The sequence below is a fragment of the Roseibium sp. AWQ4_254 genome (assembly GCF_056161025.1).
This window is the reverse complement of record NZ_JBSWYH010000003.1, coordinates 107615-128713: the sequence shown is the minus strand read 5'-3', so window position 1 is coordinate 128713 and position 21099 is coordinate 107615. Positions and strand designations below refer to the sequence as shown.

The window sequence follows — 21099 nt, the reverse complement described above, 5'->3', positions numbered from 1 at the left end:
TTGATGAAAACTGCGCTGCTTATAGGCAAGTTAGCCGCGAAAATCCAGCTTGGTCACGCCGGCTGGCGCAGATCAACGGGCCGCCCCCCAAAAGGACGGCAGCACCGGCTCCAGCCGCCCGCCGATCCGGACCGGGGCGATCCGGGTTGCCAGACCCGTGCGCTCGTCCGTTTCAATCGCCACACCGCTGATGGTGGCAGCCCCTGACGCCGGGCTGAAGCGCCCGCCGGGGATCTTGCGCTGGAACCGGTTCACCGGCTCGTCCTTTTCCATGCCCAGAACACTGTCATAGGCCCCGCACATGCCCGCATCAGACATATAGCCGGTGCCGTGTTCCAGGATCTGGTGATCGGCGGTCGGCACATGGGTATGGGTGCCCACAACAAGGCTCACCCGGCCGTCCAGAAAGTGGCCCAAGGCCTGTTTCTCGCTGGTGGCTTCCGCATGCATGTCGACAATGATCGCATCGGCCACGTCACCGAGCGGGCACTCGTTCACAGCCGCATCAATCGCCGCAAACGGATCATCGAGCGCGTCCATGAACACGCGGCCCATCACATTGGCGACCATGACCCGGGCGCCATTGCGCGCCGTGAACAGATGCGCCCCGCGCCCCGGTGTTCCTTTGGGAAAATTCAGCGGACGCAGCAGCCGGTCCTGCCGTTCGATATAGACCAGCGTGTCGCGCTGGTCCCAGACATGGTTTCCGGTCGTCACCACATCGGCGCCCGCATCCAGCACGTCCTGAAGGATCGCTTCGGTAATGCCAAAACCGGAGGCCGCGTTCTCGCCATTCACAATCACGAAGTCGAGGCCGTTCGCCTCCACAAGAGCGGGCAGTTCCTCGGTCACTGCGGTGCGTCCTGTCCGGCCCACCAGATCGCCCAGAAACAAAATACGCATTCTTCCTCGCCCGGTCAGCCAAACGGCCGGTAGCCGTTTTCGGTCAAAATTCCGTCCAAAGGCCTGTCATGCGCTTCTGCAGGCACCTGGTCAACCTCCTGAATGGAAAAGGCAAGCCCGATGCACAGGAGAGGCCCCTCCCGCTCCAGCGCCGCAAGAGCCGTATCATAATGCCCCTTGCCATAGCCGATCCGGTTGCCCGTCCCGTCAAATCCCGCCAGCGGCATGAGAACAACATCCGGCCGCACGGCCTCCGCCTCAGGCCCCGGGCCCATGGTGCCGAACCCGGCCTCTACCAGCTCCGCCCCGCGTTCCAGCGTTCTGAACAGAAGATGCGGCTCGGCAACAACCGGCAGGCACAGGCGATGCCCGGTCCGGCGCAGAAGATCAAGAAGCGGCCTGGGATCGATCTCGTCCCGGATCGGCCAGAACCCGGCAACACACCCCCCGTCCGGAAGCGGCAGGCTGTTGCCATGACCGGCAAGCTGCAAGCTCTTTTCAATACGCTCCACCTCCTCCATGGCCCTGCGGCGGGCCAGCACCTGCTTGCGCAGCCGGTCTTTGTGAAGGGCTTGGGCGGAACGGTCGCTCATGGGTCTTTTTAAAACAGAAGGTGAGTGTTCAAAGAGAGGTTTTTCAAGAGGCCGGGAACGGGCCGCCTATACGGGCCCGGCAAAATTGCCTGCCGGAAATGAAGCGCAGCCGTCCGACCGTTGGAAGTGCAATCCCGGGAAACCTACAATGTAGGTGGGCGCCGTATGCAACAGACCACGGTCCGAAGCAGGGACAGCTCCCGAAGGAATGCGTAAGGCCCCGGGGATAATGTTCCTGACGCACCGGGCAGCCGCCCTTCGCATATAAACCGGTGGACCGGCAATTACCAGAGCGGCGTCAAAAATGAGCCGGACTTTGGGCAGACCAATCAGGCCGTTTCGGACGGGCGCAGGCTCTTGGTCAGGCCGTCGGCGAGGCTTTCGATCCGGGTTGCTGCCGTGTTGACTGCCCGGGCCAGTTCCTCTTCGGTCTGGCTCATGTCGTCAAGGGCTGCAACCTGCTGTTGGCGGGCATCGGCCAGCTGGGCTTCCAGGGCCTGAACCTTGCGCTCCAGTTCCGACAACTGGTCGGTGGCCATGATACCGGCCATCACAGTCAACCTCTGATCGCCGATTTCGCCGAAAGCCCCTTTCAGTTCCGTGATCCAGCCGTCGAATCGGGAGGCCAATCCCTGCAGACGGTCTTCCTCCCCGTCGTCGCATGCCATGCGGAAGGATTTGCCATTGATCGTGACTGTTATCTGCGCCATTGCGGTCCCATTCTCCCGGCCTCAGCCTCCATGCGCATCCAGAACGCTGCGGATCGTTTCCATGGCTGTGACAAGTCTGCGGGACACATCCTTGTTGGCCTCTTCCAGGCGGTCTGCCCGTGCCTGGCTTTCATCAAGCGAAGCCGCCAGTTGCGACCGGTCTTCGCCAAGCCGCTGAAGATCATCTTGAAGGGAATTCAAGGACCTGTCCGCATCCATCCGCCGCTGAACCGCAGTTTCCAGATTTCCGACGGCAGCGTCCAACCGCTTTACGGCATCAGCAAGGCTGGTTTTTTCTATGCAGTCGATTTCCGCCATTATTTTAAGTCGTCCTGCCCATTTTTTGCGGCGGCCCGCTTATAAATTCCAAACTCCGAAACTGGTGGTCCGGCACCTGTGGCACAACACGCGCTGAAGTATCTTCCTGCCGCCCCGCCCGGCACGCATGTTTCAGCGAAAAAGCAAACCTCTATCAGTATTACGAGCTTAGGCATCGCACATTCTCCCCGTCAATGGCACCCTTGGCAGAATCCTCAACTCTATGCCTTGCGGCCGGTTGTTTTTCTTTCAGCCTCCGGCAGCCGCAGCTTTATTGACTTGGGGACCGTTCCTGATATTTGTCTGGCGCCTGAGCGTCACCGGCCCCGCCGGTCATGAGCCAAGACACCAGATTTTGCGCCTAGCCGGACGATTTGCCCCGGTAAAGGTGCGTCCTATGCGAGCAACGGGAAGACGATGACCGATCTTGAAAAACACCAGCGCATGGCAAATGCGATCCGCTTTCTTGCCATTGATGCCGTGGAGAAGGCGAAATCCGGTCATCCCGGACTGCCCATGGGTGCAGCCGATATTGCGACGGTCCTATTCACCGAATTTCTGAAATTCGACCCGACCGCCCCGGCCTGGGCCGACCGGGACCGCTTTGTCCTGTCTGCGGGCCACGGCTCCATGCTGCTCTACAGCCTGTTGTATCTGCTGGGCTATGAAGATTTCACCCTGGACGAATTGAAGAATTTCCGCCAGCTCGGCGCGCGCACCGCCGGCCACCCGGAATTCGGCCATGGCGCAGGCATTGAAACCACCACCGGCCCGCTCGGCCAGGGCCTCGGCAACGCCGTCGGTATGGCCATTGCCGAGCGCCTGCAGGCGGACCGGTTCGGCGCGGATCTGGTCGATCACTACACTTACGTACTGGCCGGCGACGGCTGCCTGATGGAAGGCATCAGCCAGGAAGCCCTGACGCTGGCTGGCCACCTTAAACTGAACAAGCTGATCGTGATCTGGGACGACAACGGCATTTCCATTGATGGCCGGGTCGAGATCACCGACAGCACCAACCAGCAGGCCCGCTTCGCCGCGTCCGGCTGGCAGACCATCGACGTGGACGGCCATGATCCGGAAGCCATTGCCGCTGCGATCCGCCAGGCTCAGGCCAGCGACAGCCCGACGCTGATTGCGGCCAAGACCACCATCGGTTTCGGCGCCCCCAGCAAGGCTGGCACCGCCAAGGTCCACGGCGCCCCGCTGGGCGCAGACGAAATCACAGGCACCCGGGACGCTCTCAACTGGCCGCATGAGCCGTTTGAGGTTCCCAGCGACATTCTGGACGCCTGGCGCATTGCCGGGCTGCGCTCCGCCCAGGCCCACAAGGACTGGCAGAAGCGCTTTGCCGAGACGGAGGCCGAAACCCGGGCCGAATTCGAACGCCGCAACCGGGGCGACCTGCCTGCAGGCTTCACCCAGGCAGTGCTGGACTACAAGAAACAGCTTGCCGAAGACCAGCCCACCATGGCGACCCGCAAGGCCTCCGAAGCTGTGTTGACTGTGATCAACGGCGTTGTTCCGGAAACCATTGGCGGCTCGGCGGACCTGACCGGGTCCAACAACACCAAGACCCCGCAAACGGCGCCGGTCACCCCGGACGATTTCTCCGGCCGGTATATCCACTACGGCATTCGCGAACACGGCATGGCCGCCGCGATGAACGGCATGGCGCTTCACGGCGGCATGATCCCCTATTCTGGCGGTTTCCTGATCTTCTCCGACTATTGCCGCCCCTCCATCCGCCTGGCGGCGCTGATGAAACAGCGTGTCATCCATGTGATGACCCACGATTCCATCGGCCTTGGCGAAGATGGCCCGACCCACCAGCCGGTAGAGCATTTCGCCGCCCTGCGCGCGATCCCGGACCTGACCTTCTTCCGTCCAGCTGACGTTACCGAAACGCTGGAATGCTGGCAGCTGTCCCTGGAAAACCGTGACGGCCCATCCGTTCTGGCCCTCACCCGCCAGAACCTGCCGTCCGTGCGCCCGTCCTATGAGGAGCAGAACCAGTGCGCCAAGGGTGCCTATGTTCTGGTAGACAGCGACGAGGACGACGCCGTCACGCTGTTTGCCTCCGGCTCCGAAGTCGAGATCGCCCTGGAAGCCCACAAGGAACTGACGGAAGCCGGCACACCGGTCCGCGTCGTGTCCGTGCCCTCATTCGAACTCTTCGAAGCCCAGTCGGATGACTATAAGGAAGCCGTCATCGGCACCGGCCCGGTCAAGGTGGCCATCGAAGCAGGCATCCGCATGGGCTGGGACCGGTTCATCGGCAATGACGGCATCTTTGTCGGCATGACCGGGTTTGGCGCCAGCGCGCCCTACAAGGCTCTTTACGAACATTTCGGCATCACCAGCGGCGCGGTTGTCGCGGCTGTGAAAGCCAAACTGGACATTTAATCAAAATCAATTCCCGGCGGCTGCCTTTCCTCCATAAGCTGCCGGGGCCCGGGCACAGATGTGCTCTTTATCGCAGCCACCTTTCAGGTGGCCGACCAATGGGCGCCGGATTTCAGGCGGCGCCAGAGTGCGGGAGTGGAAAATGGTAACCAAGGTAGCAATCAACGGGTTTGGCCGCATCGGCCGGAATGTTCTGCGGGCAATCGTGGAGAGCGGCCGCACCGACATTGAAGTCGTTGCAATCAACGATCTCGGACCGGTTGAAACCAATGCGCATCTGCTTCGCTACGATTCCGTCCACGGCCGGTTCCCGGCAGAGGTTTCTGTTGACGGCGACACCATTTCCGTTGGCGGCGGCAAGCCCATTAAGGTGACCGCGATCCGCGACCCGAAGGATCTGCCCTGGGGCGAGCTGGGCGTTGAAGTCGCCCTGGAATGCACCGGCATCTTCACCGCCAAAGAGAAGGCGTCCCTTCATCTGGAAGCCGGCGCCAAGCGCGTTCTGGTCTCCGCTCCGGCCGCTGGCGCCGACAAAACCATTGTCTATGGCGTCAACCATGACAGCCTGACCGCCGAAGACCTGGTCGTCTCCAACGCTTCCTGCACCACCAACTGCCTGTCACCGGTTGCCTATGTGCTCAACGAAGCCGTCGGCATCGAAAAAGGCTTCATGACCACGATCCACTCCTATACGGGCGATCAGCCGACCCTGGACACCATGCACAAGGACCTCTACCGGGCCCGGGCCGCTGCCATGTCCATGATCCCGACCTCCACCGGCGCTGCAAAAGCCGTGGGCCTTGTACTGCCGGAGCTGAACGGCAAGCTGGATGGCGTTGCGATCCGCGTTCCGACCCCGAATGTGTCCGTTGTAGACCTCAACTTCATCGCCAAGCGCGACACGACGGCCGAGGAAATCAACGCTGCGATCCGCGAAGCTGCCGATGGCAAGCTGAAGGGCATTCTGGGCTACACCGACGACAAGCTGGTCTCCATGGACTTCAACCATGACAGCCACTCCTCCGTCTTCCACATGGACCAGACCAAGGTTCTGGACGGCACCTTTGTGCGCATCCTGTCCTGGTACGACAATGAATGGGGCTTCTCCAACCGCATGGCCGACACCGCCATTGCCATGGCAAAGCTGATCTGATCCATGACGCGGATGTGCGGACATCCCCGTTAAGACCCGACCTTGGGGCGGATGCGGAACCTGCGCATCCGCCTTTTCTGTGTGCCTGCCAGTGGAGCTTTCCTTGCTCGAACTTCTGACCGTTATCTCCCTCACTATTGTTGTTGCCATCGTGCCCGGCCCGGATTTTGCCGTCGTTTTGAGGAATGCCCTGATCGGTGGCCGTCTTGCCGGGATCATGACCGCCCTCGGCATTGCGCTGGCCCTCGGCGTTCACGTGACCTACGCTCTGGCAGGCATCGGCCTGATCGTCTCCCAGTCGATCTTTCTCTTCAATGCGCTGAAACTGATCGGCGCCGCCTATCTGGTCTTTCTTGGCGTTACCATGTACCGCAGCGCCTCCAAAGAAATGCCGGCAGACACTGCGCTGGCAGGCATGCCGCCGCTGAAGGCCCTGCGCTGGGGCTTTTTCACGAATGCGACCAATCCCAAGGCCACCATGTTCGCGCTCAGCGTGTTTCTGCAGGTCACCTCCCATGAAACCCCGCTCTGGACCCAGATCGGCTACGGGGTGATCATGGCCAGCGGCGTCTTTTTGTGGTTTGTTCTGGTCACCCTGTTTTTCACGCTTCCGTCGGTCCGTCTTCAATTCACCCGCGCCAAGATGTGGCTTGAACGGTCCTTCGGCATTTTGCTGACCCTGTTCGGCATCGGCATTGCCGTCACCACCAATTCGACCCGTCCCTGACACAGGTGCCCCCATGACTTTCAAAACTCTCGACGATCTTTCCGACCTCACCGGCAAGCGCGTTCTGGTGCGTGTCGACCTGAATGTGCCGATGGAAGACGGCAAGGTCAGCGACACGACCCGCATCGAGCGGGTTCTGCCGACCTTGAGCGAGCTGTCCGGCAAGGGCGCCAAGGTGGTTCTTCTGGCCCATTTCGGCCGTCCCAAGGGCGAGCGCGTGGCCGGCATGTCTCTGGCTCCGGTCGCGCCCGCCGTAGCCCAGTTGCTCGGCAAACCGGTCGCCTTTGCCAATGACTGCATCGGCCAGCCTGCCGCAGACGCCGTTGCAGCGATGGCGGACGGGGACGTGCTGCTGCTGGAAAACAGCCGCTACCACAAGGGCGAGGAACAGAACGATCCGGAGTTCGCCAAGGCCTTGGCCGCAAATGGCGACCTTTATGTGAACGATGCCTTTTCCGCAGCTCACCGGGCGCATGGCTCGACCGAAGGCCTGGCGCGGCTTTTGCCCGCCTATGCCGGGCGCACCATGCAGGCGGAACTGGAGGCCCTTAGCTCCGCCCTCGGAGCGCCGGTCCGGCCCGTCGTGGCCGTGGTCGGCGGTGCGAAAGTGTCTTCCAAGATCGATCTTCTGGAAAATCTGGTGTCCAAGGTCGACATGCTGGTGATTGGCGGCGGCATGGCCAACACCTTCCTGGCGGCCGAAGGCATTGACGTGGGCAAATCCCTTTGCGAACACGATCTTGCCGATACGGCCAAGCGGATCATGGCAGCCGCCAAGGCTGCGAACTGCAAGATCCTGCTGCCGGAAGACTGTGTTGTGGCCAAGGAATTCAAGGCCGACCCGGACACCAGCGTGACACCGCACACCGGCATTCCTGCCGACGGTATGGTGCTGGATGCGGGCCCGGTTGCCATTGACGCCATCAAGGCCGCCTTTGCCGATGCCAAGACCCTGGTCTGGAACGGCCCGCTCGGGGCATTCGAGCTGACCCCGTTCGACAAGGCCACGGTTGAAACCGCCCGATATGCGGCGGAACTGACCAAGGCCGGCAAGCTGAACTCCGTGGCTGGCGGCGGCGATACGGTCGCGGCCCTCAATCATGCCGGTGCAGCCGCCAGCTTCTCCTACGTGTCCACCGCAGGCGGGGCTTTCCTGGAATGGCTGGAGGGCAAGGACCTGCCCGGCGTGAAAGCCCTTGAGGCCTGACCCCGCCACAAAAGACCCCAAAAAGGAGGAGATCATGCAGCGCTGCTTTGCCAACATCCTGACCGAAGAGGTGGCTGTCACTGCCGCCTTTTACGAAGAGCTTCTGGGATTGCAGCCCGCCTTCTCCTCAGACTGGTTCGTCAATCTGGTGGATCCCGAAACACCCGGACTGGAACTGGGAATCCTGCGCCAGTCCGCCGACAGTGTGCCCGCGAGGGCGCAGCGGGCCCCTGCCGGGGTCATCCTGACCTTTGTGGTCGACAATTGCGATGCGGTTTATGAGCGCGCTCTGGCCGCCAAGGCCAATATCGTGGAAGCGCCGCGCGAAATGCCCTATGGCCAGAGGCGAATGGTGCTGCGCGATCCGGCGGGAACCTTTATCGACATCAGTTCGCCCGTTTGAGACACCTGGCGCCGCCACAGGGTCCGGCCTGTGCCCTTGCGGCGGATTAATTTGCGAACCAAATTAATTCTCTTCGGAAAATTTCCCGCAGGTGCTTGTAGTTTAATTGATTTAAGCGCTCGCCACGCTCTTTCCATCACCGAAAATCTTGTTAGAACGACGGAGCTTGACGCATCGTTCGTCCCGTTTGCACTTTTTCACCAACGAGCGGCGCACGGAACCGGACTCAGGGAGTTAATTGATGGCTCGTATTACCCTTCGCCAGTTGCTTGATCACGCCGCCGAGAATGACTACGGCGTCCCGGCCTTCAATATCAACAATATGGAACAGGCCCTTGCGATCATGGCGGCGGCGGATCAGACCGACAGCCCGGTGATCATCCAGGCCTCCCGCGGGGCCCGCGCCTATGCCCATGACGTGATGCTGAAACACATGATGGACGCGGTGGTGGAGATCTACCCCCATATTCCGGTCTGCGTGCATCTGGACCACGGCAATGCACCCCAGACCTGCATGACCGCAATCCAGGCCGGGTTCACCTCGGTCATGATGGACGGATCCCTGGAAGCGGACGGCAAGACCCCGGCGGATTGGGTCTATAATGTAGACGTCACCAAGACCGTGACCGACATGGCCCATCTCGGCGGCATTTCCGTAGAAGGGGAACTCGGCGTGCTCGGCTCCCTTGAAACCGGCATGGGCGACAAGGAAGACGGCCATGGCGCGGAGGGCAAGCTGAGCCACGACCAGCTTCTGACCGACCCGGAAGAAGCCGTCAAATTCGTTCAGGAAACCAAGGTCGACGCGCTTGCCATTGCCATGGGCACCAGTCACGGCGCCTACAAGTTTACCCGCAAGCCGGACGGCGAGATCCTGGCGATGCACGTGATTGAGGAAATCCACCGCCGCCTGCCGGACACCCATCTGGTGATGCACGGCTCGTCCTCCGTACCGCAGGACCTTCAGGACATCATCAACCAATATGGCGGCGAGATGCCCCAGACCTGGGGCGTGCCGGTGGAGGAAATCCAGCGCGGCATCAAGAACGGCGTGCGCAAGATCAATATCGACACAGACAACCGCATGGCCCTGACCGGCCAGATCCGCAAGGTTCTGAGCGAAAATCCGGGCGAATTCGATCCGCGCAAATACCTGAAACCGGCCCGCGAAGCCATGCAGAAACTGTGTGTTGAACGGCTGGAAGCCTTCAACACCGCCGGACAAGCCTCCAAGATCGCGAAGATCGCCACCCTGTCCGACATGGCGGCGCGCTATCAAAATGGCAGCCTCGACCCGAAAATCGGCTGACCGCCCGGGCAAAACACGAAATCGCGCATTTTGTTGAAAGAGGGGCCTTGCGTCCCTCTTTTGCCGTCTTTAGGGACAAGAACCCGTAACTGGAACTTTGCCTGTCAGGACCGTGACCCCGTGAACCGCCCGCGCCTCTTTCTTGTGACCCCGCCCCAATTCGACGCTGCGGAGCTTGCCGTCCGGCTTGAAAACGCCTTTTCGGGCGGCGATATCGCCTGCGTGATGATCTATATGCCCGGGGCGGCCACCAAGGATGTTCAACAGGCGGCGGACATCCTCGTGCCCATCATTCAAAAAGGCGGGGCTGCGGCCATCGTCTACCGGGACACCCAGGCAGCAGGCCGCAGCGGCGCCGACGGCGTTCATGTGGACACCTCCCTGGACGACCTGAAACTGGCCGTGGACAGCTTTCAGCCAGAGCGGATTGTGGGCACCGGCGGCACCAAGCTCAAACATGATGCCATGGAATGGGCCGAGACTGGGGTCGACTATATTTTCTTCGGCAAACTGGACCTTGCCGAAAAGGAAACGGCCCACGACAAGACCCTGACCAGCGCCGCCTGGTGGGCAGAGCTGTTTGAGACCCCCTGTGTGGCGCTGGCCGGCAACACGCTGGACACCCTGGCCGATGTCGCCGCCACCGGCGCTGACTTTGTTGCGCTGAAAGAGGCCGTCTGGCAAGCGGGCGCCGACAGCCGCGCCATTGTTGAACAGGCCAACACCATTTTGGATGCCCACCCTTTCCCTGACGTGGATTGAACACAGGAGACGGCGCCTTGAAGACTGCGGGAGACGCACTGATGCAGACCGGGAGCAGCCGGTCCTGCCAGGACCAAAGCGCCGCTGCCAACGGATCCAAGGCCGCCTTTGCGGCCGCAGTCCTGCTTGCGCTGACCTCCCTGCCCGTCCAGGCAGAAGACCCGGCCCCCAAGGCCGCCCAGCCTGCAGACGCTGCGGCCGAAAGCGGAGTGGCAGCCGAGGCTGACACCGGATCTGCAGCAGCCCCGCCGCAAGAGGGCGAGGACCGCCCGAAACACGCGCTGATCGATGTCACCACCAAGGACAGAACCCTTTACAGCATTGTCGATGCCGGGCCGCCGGATCTGGAAAAAGGCGAGACCGCCAATGCCGCAACCGCCTATAGCGCGTTCCAGCGGGGCTGGTATCTGACCGCCGTTGGCATTGCCACTCCGCTGGCGGAAAAAGGCGACATGGCCGCCCAGGCCCTGCTCGGCGTGATGCATGAGGAAGGGCTTGGCATCCGCAAGGATATGGCCAAGGCGGCGGACTGGTACAGTCTGGCCGCAGCGGCCGGGGACACGGGCTCCGCCCTGCAGCTGGCCCAGCTCTATCTGCTGGGGACCGGGGTCAAGGAAGACAAGGCCAAGGCGGCAGACCTCTTCGAACAGGCTGCCAAGGCGGGCAATGCCTCCGCACTTTACAATCTGGCCCTGCTTTATCAGGAAGGCGCCGGACGCCCGTTTGACGAGAAGAAAGCCCGGGAGCTGCTGGAACAGGCGGCGCAGCAGAACGACCCGGAAGCGCAATACGCGCTCGGTCTGTCCTATCTGGAATCCCAGACCGGCCTCAACGATCCCAGCAAGGGCGCCTTCTGGCTCGGACGCGCCGCCCGGCGCGGCAATGTGTCCGCGCAAGTTTATTACGCGATCCTGCGGTTCCAGGGCAAAGGCGTGGAACCGAATGAACAGGAAGCCGCCGACTGGTTCGAGCGGGCGGCCATGGCGGGCAATCCGGTGGCCATGAACCGGCTGGCCAGAATCTATGCCTATGGCCGGGGCCGCGAACAGAATTTTGCCGCCGCTGCGGCCTGGCACCTGACGGCCCGCGCCCTCGGCGTTCCCGATTTCAAGCTCGACCGGATCGTGGAAACCCTGGATGACACCACCTTGTCAATCGCCCGCCAGCAGGCGGAGCGATATTCGGCAACCCTGATGCCGCCCACTGAGGACCCGGCGAAGTCCTCCCCTTAAGGCTCTGTTTGTGGGCCGGCCGAAGAGCTCCGGTGCCTCCGTAGTTTCCGCAAAGGCGCTGGTGCCGCTGCGAGGCAAAGGCGGCGCAAACGCCCCTGCCCCGGCCGAACATGAAGAGAACATGCCTTTTTTCCTTGAAACCGCCCCGCTTTTGTGGTGGACAGGCGCGAGCAAATTCTGGCGCCCTTGCCGAAGGCCGGGGACCGCGCTGCTTCAGATCCTAACAATTGATAAAGTCGGTCGTTCCATGAAAATCAACGGTAACGAAATCAAGCCCGGTAACGTGCTTCAGCATCAGGACACCCTCTGGGCCGTGGTCAAGGTCCAGCACGTGAAACCGGGCAAAGGCGGCGCCTTCGCGCAGGTCGAAATGAAAAACCTGCTGGATGGCCGCAAGCTCAACGAGCGCTTCCGCTCTGAAGACAAGGTCGAGCGCGTCCGGCTGGAACAGAAGGACTTCCAATATCTTTACACCCAGGACGACATGCTGATTTTCATGGACACGGAAACCTATGAGCAGCTGGAACTTCAGTCCGATTTCGTTGGCGACCGCGCGGCCTTCCTGCAGGATGGCATGATGGTGACGGTGGAGCTCCATGAAGAGCGCCCGATCGGCATCACCCTGCCACAGCATGTTACGCTGGAAATCAGCGAGGCGGATGCGGTGGTGAAGGGGCAGACCCAGTCGTCCTCCTACAAACCCGCCCTGATGGAAAACGGTGTCCGCGTGATGGTGCCGCCGTTCATCACCGCCGGTGAAAAGATCATCGTCGACACCGGCACCCTGGAATATGTCCGCCGCGCGGACTGATTTTCCGGCACGATCCCTATCAAATGGCGCGCCCGCAAGCGGGCAGCGCCCAAAAACAAGTGACACGCAATGGCCCGCACAGCACTCCTCAACGTTATGGTTCAAGCCGCCATCAAGGCCGGGCGCAGCCTGGTCCGCGATTTCGGCGAAGTGGAAAATCTGCAGGTGTCCCGCAAGGGGCCGGGGGATTTTGTGTCCGCCGCCGACCGCAAGGCGGAGGAGATCCTGCGCGCTGAGCTGAGCAAGGCCCGCCCGACATATGGTCTGGTGATGGAAGAAAGCGGCGAAGTGGACGGGACGGACGGCCAGCACCGCTGGCACATCGACCCCCTCGACGGCACCACCAACTTTCTGCACGGCATTCCGATATTCGCCACCTCCATTGCACTGGAACGGGCGGGCGAGATCGTGGCCGGGGTGATCTTCAATCCCGTGATGGACGAGCTTTACACCGCCGAGCGTGGCCGGGGCGCCTTCCTCAATGACCGCCGCCTGCGAGTGGCGGGCCGTATGGAACTGCCGGAAATGCTGTTCGGAACCGGCCTGCCCTTCATCGGCCGGGGCGACCATGGCAGGGCCCTGCGCGAACTGCGCTATATCATGCCGGAAGTCTCCGGCATCCGCCGCAACGGCGCTGCTTCCCTGGATCTCGCCTGGACCGCCTCCGGGCGTCTCGACGCCTATTGGGAGCACAATCTGAATTCCTGGGACATCGCTGCCGGGCTTTTGATGGTACGCGAGGCCGGCGGCTTCGTCAGTGACCTTCAGGGCAAGAACAAGATGCTGGAGAGCGGCGATGTGGTTGTCGGCAACGAATTCGCCCACAAACACCTGCTGCGCCTTTTGAAACAGGCTGAAGCCGCGTCTTGAGCCCCCTCTCGACCCGGACACTACCGGGCCCTCTGAAAACGGCACGTCCCTTCCATGAGGCCGCCGTTTTTGGAGCAACAACCACGCCTTACCCGTTGCCTTGCAACAGGTCAGCCGTTTTCGGGCCTTCTTTTCCCGCTTTTCAGATTTAATTGCCTTTCCGCCTTAATTCGAGGTTTTCAAGGTATTAAAAATCACGCTATCAAGGAATTACCTCTTTAAAAGGTGATTGATAGCGCAATATGGCCCGTGAATTTGATCCTTACAGTTTGTCCAGCCCGAAGGCCTACCTGACGTTCATGATCATCTTTCTGGTGATCGTTGCCTTCATCGCTTTCATCCTGTTTCCGCAAATCTCCACTGCCTTCATGAGCAATCCAGGCCTGAACGGCCTGATTGTGTTTGTCGGCGGCTTCGGAATTCTGCTCCTGTTTGGCAGGGTGATCCGCCTGTTTCCGGAAATCTCCTGGGTGAACAGTTTCCGGATCGGCGACCCCGCCCTCGACACACGCTCGCCGGTGCTGCTCGCACCGATGGCCGCATTGTTGGGCAACAAGTCCGGAAATATGGCGCTGACGCCGACAACGGCACGCTCCATCCTTGATTCCATCGGCATGCGCCTGGAGGAATCGCGGGAAATGTCCCGCTATCTCACCGGTCTGCTGGTGTTTCTGGGCCTTCTCGGCACATTTTGGGGCCTGTTGCAGACCGTCAGCTCCGTCGGGGCGACCATCCAGTCCCTTGATGTGGGCTCGGGCGATGCCAATGTGATTTTCGAAGATCTGAAAGCCGGGCTTGAAGCGCCCCTGTCCGGCATGGGCACCGCCTTTTCGTCCTCCCTATTCGGCCTGACCGGATCCCTGGTGCTCGGTTTTCTCGACCTTCAGGCGGGCCAGGCCCAGAACCGGTTCTACAATGAGCTGGAAGACTGGCTGTCCACCGTCACCGATATTGACCCGGAAGACGGGGTGTTCAGTTCGCCCGATTCTCCTGGCGTTGAACAGATCCAGGCCTCCATTCAGGCCCTCCAGCAAAACCTTGAGGACAGTGGCAGCAAAAACGCCACCCAGGCCATGGCCAATCTGGCCGAAGGCATTCAGGGACTTGTCAAACATGTGCGCTCCGAACAGCAGATGATGCGCGACTGGGCGGAAGCCCAGGGCGAACAGCAAAAGCGGATCGAGGGTCTTTTGAGCTCTATTGCCGCCGCCTTTGACCGCGCCAAGGAGTGACACCGTGACACCAGCAAAGCCGGGAGCACAGTAAATGGCCGCAGGACTGCGGGGCCGCCGCCGCGCCCAGCAAACGGATTACTGGCCCGGCTTCGTGGACGCGATGGCAACGCTGCTGCTCGTCATCATCTTTCTGCTGTCGATCTTCATGATCGCCCAGTTCTTCCTGTCCCAGCAGTTGTCCGGGCGGGACACGGTGCTGAACCGCCTGAACGCCCAGATCAGTGAACTGACCGAACTTCTGGCCCTGGAACGGGCCAGTTCCGGGGAGCTGGAAGACACGATCCTCGGGCTGCAGGCCAGCCTGTCGGATGCCCAGGCGGAGCAGACGCGCCTGCAGGGGCTTCTGGACAGCAGCTCCGGTGAGGCGGATGCCGCCGGCGGCCGGGCGGCCCGGCTGGAGAACCTTCTGGACGACGAAAAACAGGTCAGTCAGGAAGCCCTTGCCCAGGTGGAGCTGCTCAACCAGCAGATCTCCGCCCTGCGCCGCCAGATCGCCGCTGCCAATGCGGCCCTGGAAGCCTCCGAAGCCAAGGAGGCGGAAAGCCAGGCCAAGATCGCCAGCCTCGGCAAACGGCTCAATGCGGCCCTGGTCCAGCGGGTTCAGGAACTCTCCCGTTACCGGTCGGACTTTTTCGGGCGCCTGCGCGAAATCCTGTCCCAACGCTCCGATATTTCAGTGGTGGGCGACCGCTTTGTGTTCCAGTCCGAAGTCCTGTTTGATTCCGGTTCGGAAGACATCAACCCGGCCGGACGCCAGGAGCTGGACAAGCTGGCCGACGCCATTCAGGAACTGAGCGGCCAAATCCCGGATGAAATCAACTGGGTCCTGCGGGTGGACGGCCACACCGATGCCCGGCCCCTGTCCGGCACCGGGCGCTTGCGCAACAACTGGGAACTGTCGGCGGCCCGGGCCATTTCCGTCGTGCGCTACCTGATTGAACGGGGTGTTGACCCCAAACGTCTGGTCGCAGCCGGGTTCGGCGAGTTCCAGCCGCTGGAGGCGGGCGATAGTCCGGAAGCACTTGCCAAGAACCGGCGCATCGAATTGAAGCTCACGGAACGCTGAGGGCGTCCGGAAAAACCTCCCGGGCCCTGGTCAGCAGCGCCGAATAAACAGGAGCGAAAGCGGTTCCCGTGCCCTTTCTAAAAGGCCATTGGCAGCTGATTGCGGTCACTTTGCTGCTGTTTGTGCTGTGGCCAACACCGGTCGCCCTGCCACTCAAGATTCTCATCGTCTTTCTGCACGAACTGGCCCACGCCCTTGTTACCCTTTTGACCGGTGGATCGGTCGTGGATCTGTCCCTGACAATCCATGAGGGCGGGCATGTGCTCTCGCGCGGCGGCAACCGTTTTCTGATCCTTTCGGCCGGCTATCTCGGATCGCTGGTCATCGGTCTCGCCCTTCTTGTGATTGCCCTGCGCACGGAGGCCGACCGCTCTGCGCTGGCAGCCCTTGGCGGCCTGACCCTTGTGGTGACCGTGCTGTATGTCCGTGACCTCTTTGCCCTGATCTTTTGCGCCGCCACGGGGCTTGCCATGCTGGCCACGGCCCGCTACCTGAGCCGCCCTATCAATGACATGGTGCTGCGGGTCATCGGCCTCTCGAGCGTTCTCTACGTCCCCTATGACATCTTCGATGACACCATCCGCCGGTCCGGTGCGCGTTCCGACGCGGCTATGCTGGCGGAGGAATTCGGCGGCCCCACCCTGTTCTGGGGCGGCCTCTGGCTGATCTTGAGCCTTGTGGCTATTGCCGCCTGCCTGCGCTTCGGGCTCGGGCCCAGCAGCAATCTGAACATCAAGACAAAACGCAGGTAATTCCCCGCGTCCAGACAGCAAAGCGCCGCCCTCTGGAACCAGACGACGGCGCTTCTGTTGCTTTAAATTCAAGAGCCTCGGACGATAAGTCTGCACGATGCTCAAATGTAAATCACGCTTCGATGGATTTGTCTTTTGCAGGCAAAAGACGCTTATTTGAACGCCGCGTCCGGGTCCTCGCTCACCACATCTTCGGGTTCTTCGGCATCATCCGCTGCGTCCTCTTTCAGCGAATTAAGCTTGGCAAACACGGCGTCGGCGTCGATTTCCTCTTCCTCCTCACGCTGGACCGGCTGAGTCGGGTCGAGCGAGAAGGCAGCCGCAATGGCGTCTTCGCTGGTGCTGTCTTCCACCGGCATCAGGGTCTGCACCGGTTCGCCTGCTATCGGCTGCGGAGCGTTCTTCGCCGCCTTTTCCACTTCCATGTCCAGCTCAAGCTGGCTGCACAGGCCGAGCGTGACCGGATCGGACGGGGTCAGGTTGGCCGAATTCCAGTGGGTGCGGTCACGGATGGCGGCAATGGTCGGCTTGGTGGTGCCGACAAGGCGCATGATCTGCGCGTCTTTCATTTCCGGGTGGTTGCGCACCAGCCACAGGATCGCGTTCGGGCGGTCCTGACGGCGGGACACCGGCGTATAGCGCGGCCCCTTGCGCTTGGCTTCCGGTACCACCACCTTGGAGCCCTGCAGTTTGAGCTGGTAATTCGGATCGTTCTGAGCCTTTTCGACTTCTTCGCGCGTCAGCTGGCCGGTCAGGATCGGGTCGAGACCCTTGATGCCCTGGGCTGCTTCCCCATCCGCAATCGCCTTGACCTCCAGCGGGTGCAATTTGCAGAAGGATGCGATCTGAGTGAAGCTCAGAGCCGTGTTGTCCACGAGCCAGACGGCGGTGGCCTTCGGCATAAGCGGCGTGTTCGCCATCAGATAAATTCCTCTCGTGTGCTCCCCCGCCCGTCAGGGCGAAAAAGCGGTGTTCCATTTCTATTTCATGGGAAGTGGCGCGAATATAGGCCGAAACCTGCGGAAAGGCAAATCCGCTTCGCGCCCCCGCCCGGGCCCGCACAGCGCGGTGAAAGCGCCCGCCCCCGCCCCGCCGGTCATCCGGACTTAATCCCCGGTTGTCAAAACGATTTTTCCAATGTGGCCGGAGCTTTCCATGCGCCGGTGCGCTTCGGCTGCCTGCTCCAGCGGAAAGGTGGAGTCCAGGACCGGCTTCACCTTGCCCGATTCGATCAGCGGCCAGACCTTGGCTTCAAGGCTTTCCGCAATCGCTGTCTTGAAGGCATCGCTGCGCGGGCGCAGGGTTGAGCCCGTATGTACAAGCCGCTTCACCATGAGCCGGGAGAAATTGACGTTTTCAGAAACCCCGTTCAGCGTTGCAAGCTGACAGATACGCCCCTCCACGGCCGCGGCTTTCCAGTTCCGTTCCACATAGTCGCCCCCCACCATATCGAGGATCACGTCGACCCCTTTCCCGTCCGTGATCTCCAGAATACGTTTTTCAAACGTCTCTTTCCGGTAGTTGATCACATGATCGGCCCCTAGTGCCTTGACCGCCTCCGCCTTGTCTTCCGAGCCGACAGTGGTGAAAACCTCTGCCCCGAAGACCTTGGCCAGCTGGATGGCGGTTGTGCCGATCCCCGATGTGCCGCCGTGAACCAGAAAACGTTCGCCCGCGCTCAAGCCGCTCCGGTCAAAGACATTGGTCCAGACGGTGAAGAACGTTTCCGGGAGCGCTGCCGCCTCGATCAGGGACAGGCCTGCGGGAACCGGCAGTGCGTGCCCCTCCGGCATCTTGCAATAGGTGGCGTAGCCTCCCCCAGGGGTCAAAGCCGTCACCAGGTCCCCTGGCGCATAGCGGGTCACATGCGCCCCGCAGGCCACAACTTCCCCCGCCGCCTCAAGGCCCGGCAGATCGGACGCCCCGGCCGGAGGCGGATAGGCCCCTTTGCGCTGAAGCACATCCGGCCGGTTCACCCCGGCCGCCGCCACGCGGATCAAAATCTCCTCCGGCCCCAGGTCCGGCAGGGGCCGGATTTCCGGTTTCAAGACCTCCGGCCCCCCCGGTTCGGAAATCGCAAGTGCGGTCATGGTATCCGGCAGGTTTTGCATGGAGAGACATTCCTATGGTTCATTTTGGGACGGTCAGGCCCGCTCGCGCCTGATTTATGGTTAAGATATGGGCTGGTTTCCGAAAAGAAACCTTGCCATGGAAGGACACTTCGGTAGAGATGGGGTGTCACGCTTCAGGGAACGAGACAATGGGTCTTTTTGACGAAGATGTCCCCAAAAAATCCGGACCTGCAAAAATCAGCGTCGGAGACGATCTGTCGAGCCTGTCGGAAAACGAGCTTTCTGAACGGATCGCCGCCCTTGAAGCGGAAATTAACCGTACGCAGCAGGAACTGAAACAACGCAGCACTATTCGCAATGCAGCCAATTCCATTTTTAAATGAAGCCTTGTAAGCTGTTACATATTTTCTGAATATCTACGTAAATTCCTTTTAACTTTCATGCTTCAAGTAGGTAAAATTTTACCTGTTTACCTACTGTTAATCTTTCCAAAGTATAAATGACCTCATCCAGACATCTGGATGTGAGTGGCTCCTGTCCACTCTGTTTGACGCCTCCCTGTTAAAGACTCAGAGCCGCATCTTCGCGGCTCTTTTTTTTGTCCGGGCGCCATAGTATCCTCACTTCATTCTGGTTAACCGCCTCCTCAGAAGCGGAACTGGCATACGGATTGCTCAACAATTGGCATGAAGACGCGCAGCGTTTCGAAACGGGACATTCGAGACAGAATGTTCCGGCCCGGGACAGAGTTTTAAAAATGCGCGGCACACCGGAAGACTAGTTTGAGGCGCAGTAACCCATGACGGAAGACATGAAAAAAGCCGGCGGCCCTGTAGACGCAGTTCACATTGCGCACCACCTCGCCAATTCGGACAACTTCCAGAACCTTTTTCAGGAAGGCATGTCGCTCGTTGAGGAAACCGCCATGTATCTGGATGGCGAGGGCCGCGAGGAAGCCAAGCACCTGCCCCGCCCCGCCTCCCTCGCCTACGCGACGGAATCCATGCGCCTGACCACCCGCCTGATGCAGCTGGCCTCCTGGCTGCTGCTGCAACGCGCGGTCAATGAGGGGGAAATGTCCCGCGAGCAGGCTGGCAGCGAAAAGAACAAGGTGCGCCTGGACAAGCTCAGCAGTTCCATGGGCGGCCCCGCCTGGCAGGACCTGCCCGGCAACTTGAAGTCCCTGGTCGAACGCTCCACTCGTCTCCAGGAGCGCGTCGTGCACCTGGACAAGATGCTGTACCGCAAGGGCCTCGACGAGCATCCGGTCGAAGCGATCAATGACAACCCGGTCGCATCCCAGCTCAACCAGCTGCACGCCGCTTTCGGCAATCTCGGCTAGATCTAGCCCTACCTGCCAACCAGCTTCCAAGCCGCCCTCCGGGCGGCTTGTTGTGTTTAAAGGCAATCCATACCAAGCGCAGAACCCTGCGGAGATCTGGGACCAGCGCCCCTGCCTTCCCGGCCTTTTGCTCATACCAAGCGCACTTGATGATGACCTATTTGATGCCCCAATTCCGTTCAACGGCTAGGCGCATCGCGCGACCCGGTCTGGTTGACCGGATAAGCGGTGCAACGATGTCCGTTGGGCGGAATTGGGGCACCGGAGGCCGCGCTTGGAGGGACTCCGGACGTTGTCGCACGTCTGGCCCGATACCCCGTATCGGCCTGCGACGCGCTCCTAGCCGAAGACCATCCAAGCACGGTCAAATAGGTCATCATCAAGTGCGCTTGGTATCAGCCCGCTGAGCCCGGCCGCATCTGCGCCTTGGCTGCCAAATCGTTATGAGAGGCGGCAGCGTTTCTTCCTCTTAATCTTGAGGAGACCCAGCAGCCCCTCTCGAAAGATGCGCTGCGGGGTCTGAACAAGCGGCCAATGCTTCGAGACAGGCTTTCAGCCTTCCTAAAGATGAGGCAGCGCGGAGATTGGGCTTGAGACTTGCCGCCCGCTACGCCAACGAACGCCGCCAAGGCGCCTGCAAAACAGCGCCGGAAACGCAAAAAACCCGGCCAACGGCCGGGTTTTCAACATCTGACAGGCCGAATGGCTTAGGAGCCGAGGAAGCCTGCGAACTTGTTCTTGAAGCGGGACACCCGGCCGCCGCGGTCCATAAGCTGACGGTCACCACCGGTCCAAGCCGGGTGGGACGAAGGGTCGATGTCGAGCTGCAGGGTGTCGCCTTCCGCACCATAGGTGGAGCGGGTGGTGAATTCGGTACCATCGGTCATGACGACCTTGATGGTGTGATAGTCGGGATGGATATCCGCTTTCATGACCGGTCCTTTCAAGCGCTTGAACGCGTCTTTCCCTGAAAGCCTGCTCATCAGCGCAAAACGAGATTAAGGGCCACCGATCCGGAAGCGGACGCAGCCCTCAGAAACATGAGGCGGGGATATACCCCAAGGCGGCAGGCAAGACAAGAGGCAAATTCCCGCAATCCATCTTTCCTGTCAAAGCATTTGTTGCAAGCCTCCGGCCTCCTTATCTGCCTCCCTGCGGCCATGTGTCCAGGTGGTGCAGCCGCCGCTCCGCCCCGCCCTGCCACCCGCCACCTCACGGGGCCATTGTG

Annotated in this window: 22 protein-coding genes and 1 other RNA gene; 15 read left to right on the top strand and 8 right to left on the bottom strand. The window is 61.1% G+C overall.

The genetic code is table 11. From position 1 onward, the window contains the following. Positions 1 to 72 precede the first annotated feature (72 nt). The 5 genes from ACXAIC_RS03450 to ACXAIC_RS03430 form a co-directional block, all read right to left on the bottom strand. Positions 73 to 903, bottom strand: coding sequence for a TIGR00282 family metallophosphoesterase (locus tag ACXAIC_RS03450; RefSeq protein ID WP_475173650.1), 831 nt, complete (start codon positions 901 to 903; stop codon positions 73 to 75). A 14-nt stretch (positions 904 to 917) separates the two neighbouring features. After that, positions 918 to 1496 (bottom strand): 5-formyltetrahydrofolate cyclo-ligase, encoded by a 579-nt coding sequence (locus ACXAIC_RS03445; RefSeq protein ID WP_475173647.1) that lies wholly within the window; start codon positions 1494 to 1496, stop codon positions 918 to 920. Between the two features lie 102 nt (positions 1497 to 1598). Continuing rightward, positions 1599 to 1753, bottom strand: a non-coding RNA gene (ssrS, locus tag ACXAIC_RS03440) — 6S RNA. A gap of 72 nt (positions 1754 to 1825) precedes the next feature. Further along, on the bottom strand, positions 1826 to 2206 hold the full coding sequence (locus tag ACXAIC_RS03435; protein ID WP_475173645.1) for a cell division protein ZapA: 381 nt from the start codon (positions 2204 to 2206) through the stop codon (positions 1826 to 1828). A gap of 21 nt (positions 2207 to 2227) precedes the next feature. Beyond that, complete coding sequence (locus ACXAIC_RS03430) at positions 2228 to 2524, bottom strand: DUF4164 domain-containing protein (protein ID WP_475173643.1); 297 nt, start codon at positions 2522 to 2524, stop codon at positions 2228 to 2230. A 417-nt stretch (positions 2525 to 2941) separates the two neighbouring features. On the opposite strand from ACXAIC_RS03430, the gene tkt reads away from it, so the two are divergent. The 13 genes from tkt (at position 2942) to ACXAIC_RS03365 (ending at position 16457) form a co-directional block, all read left to right on the top strand. Then, positions 2942 to 4930, top strand: coding sequence for a transketolase (gene tkt / locus ACXAIC_RS03425; protein WP_475173641.1), 1989 nt, complete (start codon positions 2942 to 2944; stop codon positions 4928 to 4930). A gap of 142 nt (positions 4931 to 5072) precedes the next feature. After that, entirely contained in the window at positions 5073 to 6083 is a 1011-nt protein-coding gene (gap, locus tag ACXAIC_RS03420) for a type I glyceraldehyde-3-phosphate dehydrogenase (protein WP_475173639.1), read from the top strand. Between the two features lie 103 nt (positions 6084 to 6186). Next, a complete protein-coding gene (locus ACXAIC_RS03415) occupies positions 6187 to 6810 on the top strand; it encodes a LysE family translocator (RefSeq protein WP_475173637.1) in 624 nt (207 codons plus the stop codon). 13 nt (positions 6811 to 6823) lie between these two features. Beyond that, a complete protein-coding gene (locus ACXAIC_RS03410) occupies positions 6824 to 8017 on the top strand; it encodes a phosphoglycerate kinase (protein WP_475173634.1) in 1194 nt (397 codons plus the stop codon). 34 nt (positions 8018 to 8051) lie between these two features. Continuing rightward, on the top strand, positions 8052 to 8420 hold the full coding sequence (locus ACXAIC_RS03405; RefSeq protein ID WP_475173632.1) for a VOC family protein: 369 nt from the start codon (positions 8052 to 8054) through the stop codon (positions 8418 to 8420). A 241-nt stretch (positions 8421 to 8661) separates the two neighbouring features. Beyond that, a complete protein-coding gene (gene fba / locus ACXAIC_RS03400; protein WP_475173629.1) occupies positions 8662 to 9729 on the top strand; it encodes a class II fructose-bisphosphate aldolase in 1068 nt (355 codons plus the stop codon). Between the two features lie 120 nt (positions 9730 to 9849). Further along, complete coding sequence (locus ACXAIC_RS03395; RefSeq protein ID WP_475173626.1) at positions 9850 to 10491, top strand: thiamine phosphate synthase; 642 nt, start codon at positions 9850 to 9852, stop codon at positions 10489 to 10491. A 41-nt stretch (positions 10492 to 10532) separates the two neighbouring features. Beyond that, entirely contained in the window at positions 10533 to 11723 is a 1191-nt protein-coding gene (locus ACXAIC_RS03390) for a tetratricopeptide repeat protein (RefSeq protein ID WP_475173623.1), read from the top strand. Positions 11724 to 11970: 247 nt separating this feature from the next. After that, positions 11971 to 12534 (top strand): elongation factor P, encoded by a 564-nt coding sequence (efp, locus tag ACXAIC_RS03385; RefSeq protein WP_094074798.1) that lies wholly within the window; start codon positions 11971 to 11973, stop codon positions 12532 to 12534. A 69-nt stretch (positions 12535 to 12603) separates the two neighbouring features. Next, entirely contained in the window at positions 12604 to 13404 is an 801-nt protein-coding gene (locus tag ACXAIC_RS03380; RefSeq protein ID WP_475173620.1) for an inositol monophosphatase family protein, read from the top strand. A 242-nt stretch (positions 13405 to 13646) separates the two neighbouring features. Further along, a complete protein-coding gene (locus ACXAIC_RS03375; protein WP_475173618.1) occupies positions 13647 to 14636 on the top strand; it encodes an OmpH family outer membrane protein in 990 nt (329 codons plus the stop codon). 34 nt (positions 14637 to 14670) lie between these two features. Further along, positions 14671 to 15705 carry a peptidoglycan -binding protein gene (locus tag ACXAIC_RS03370; RefSeq protein ID WP_475173615.1) on the top strand — a complete coding sequence of 345 codons (1035 nt, stop codon included), beginning with the start codon at positions 14671 to 14673 and terminating at the stop codon, positions 15703 to 15705. 68 nt (positions 15706 to 15773) lie between these two features. Next, positions 15774 to 16457 carry a M50 family metallopeptidase gene (locus ACXAIC_RS03365; protein WP_475173613.1) on the top strand — a complete coding sequence of 228 codons (684 nt, stop codon included), beginning with the start codon at positions 15774 to 15776 and terminating at the stop codon, positions 16455 to 16457. 152 nt (positions 16458 to 16609) lie between these two features. Here the strand turns inward: ACXAIC_RS03365 and ACXAIC_RS03360 are convergent, their stop codons facing one another. Both ACXAIC_RS03360 and ACXAIC_RS03355 read right to left on the bottom strand, forming a co-directional pair. Further along, a complete protein-coding gene (locus ACXAIC_RS03360) occupies positions 16610 to 17377 on the bottom strand; it encodes a DUF1013 domain-containing protein (RefSeq protein ID WP_475173612.1) in 768 nt (255 codons plus the stop codon). A gap of 186 nt (positions 17378 to 17563) precedes the next feature. Further along, the gene (locus ACXAIC_RS03355; RefSeq protein WP_475173610.1) at positions 17564 to 18568 is read right to left on the bottom strand and encodes an NAD(P)H-quinone oxidoreductase; all 1005 of its coding nucleotides are present in this window, start codon (positions 18566 to 18568) and stop codon (positions 17564 to 17566) included. 149 nt (positions 18569 to 18717) lie between these two features. Between ACXAIC_RS03355 and ACXAIC_RS03350 the strand changes: the two genes are divergently transcribed. Next, positions 18718 to 18912: a DUF1192 domain-containing protein gene (locus ACXAIC_RS03350; RefSeq protein WP_475173608.1), complete on the top strand. Its 195-nt coding sequence runs from the start codon at positions 18718 to 18720 to the stop codon at positions 18910 to 18912. A 416-nt stretch (positions 18913 to 19328) separates the two neighbouring features. Continuing rightward, positions 19329 to 19871 (top strand): protease adaptor protein RcdA, encoded by a 543-nt coding sequence (rcdA, locus tag ACXAIC_RS03345; protein ID WP_475173606.1) that lies wholly within the window; start codon positions 19329 to 19331, stop codon positions 19869 to 19871. A gap of 707 nt (positions 19872 to 20578) precedes the next feature. Here rcdA and rpmE read toward each other — a convergent pair. Beyond that, positions 20579 to 20803: a 50S ribosomal protein L31 gene (gene rpmE, locus ACXAIC_RS03340; RefSeq protein ID WP_475173603.1), complete on the bottom strand. Its 225-nt coding sequence runs from the start codon at positions 20801 to 20803 to the stop codon at positions 20579 to 20581. Between the last annotated feature and the right edge of the window lie 296 nt (positions 20804 to 21099).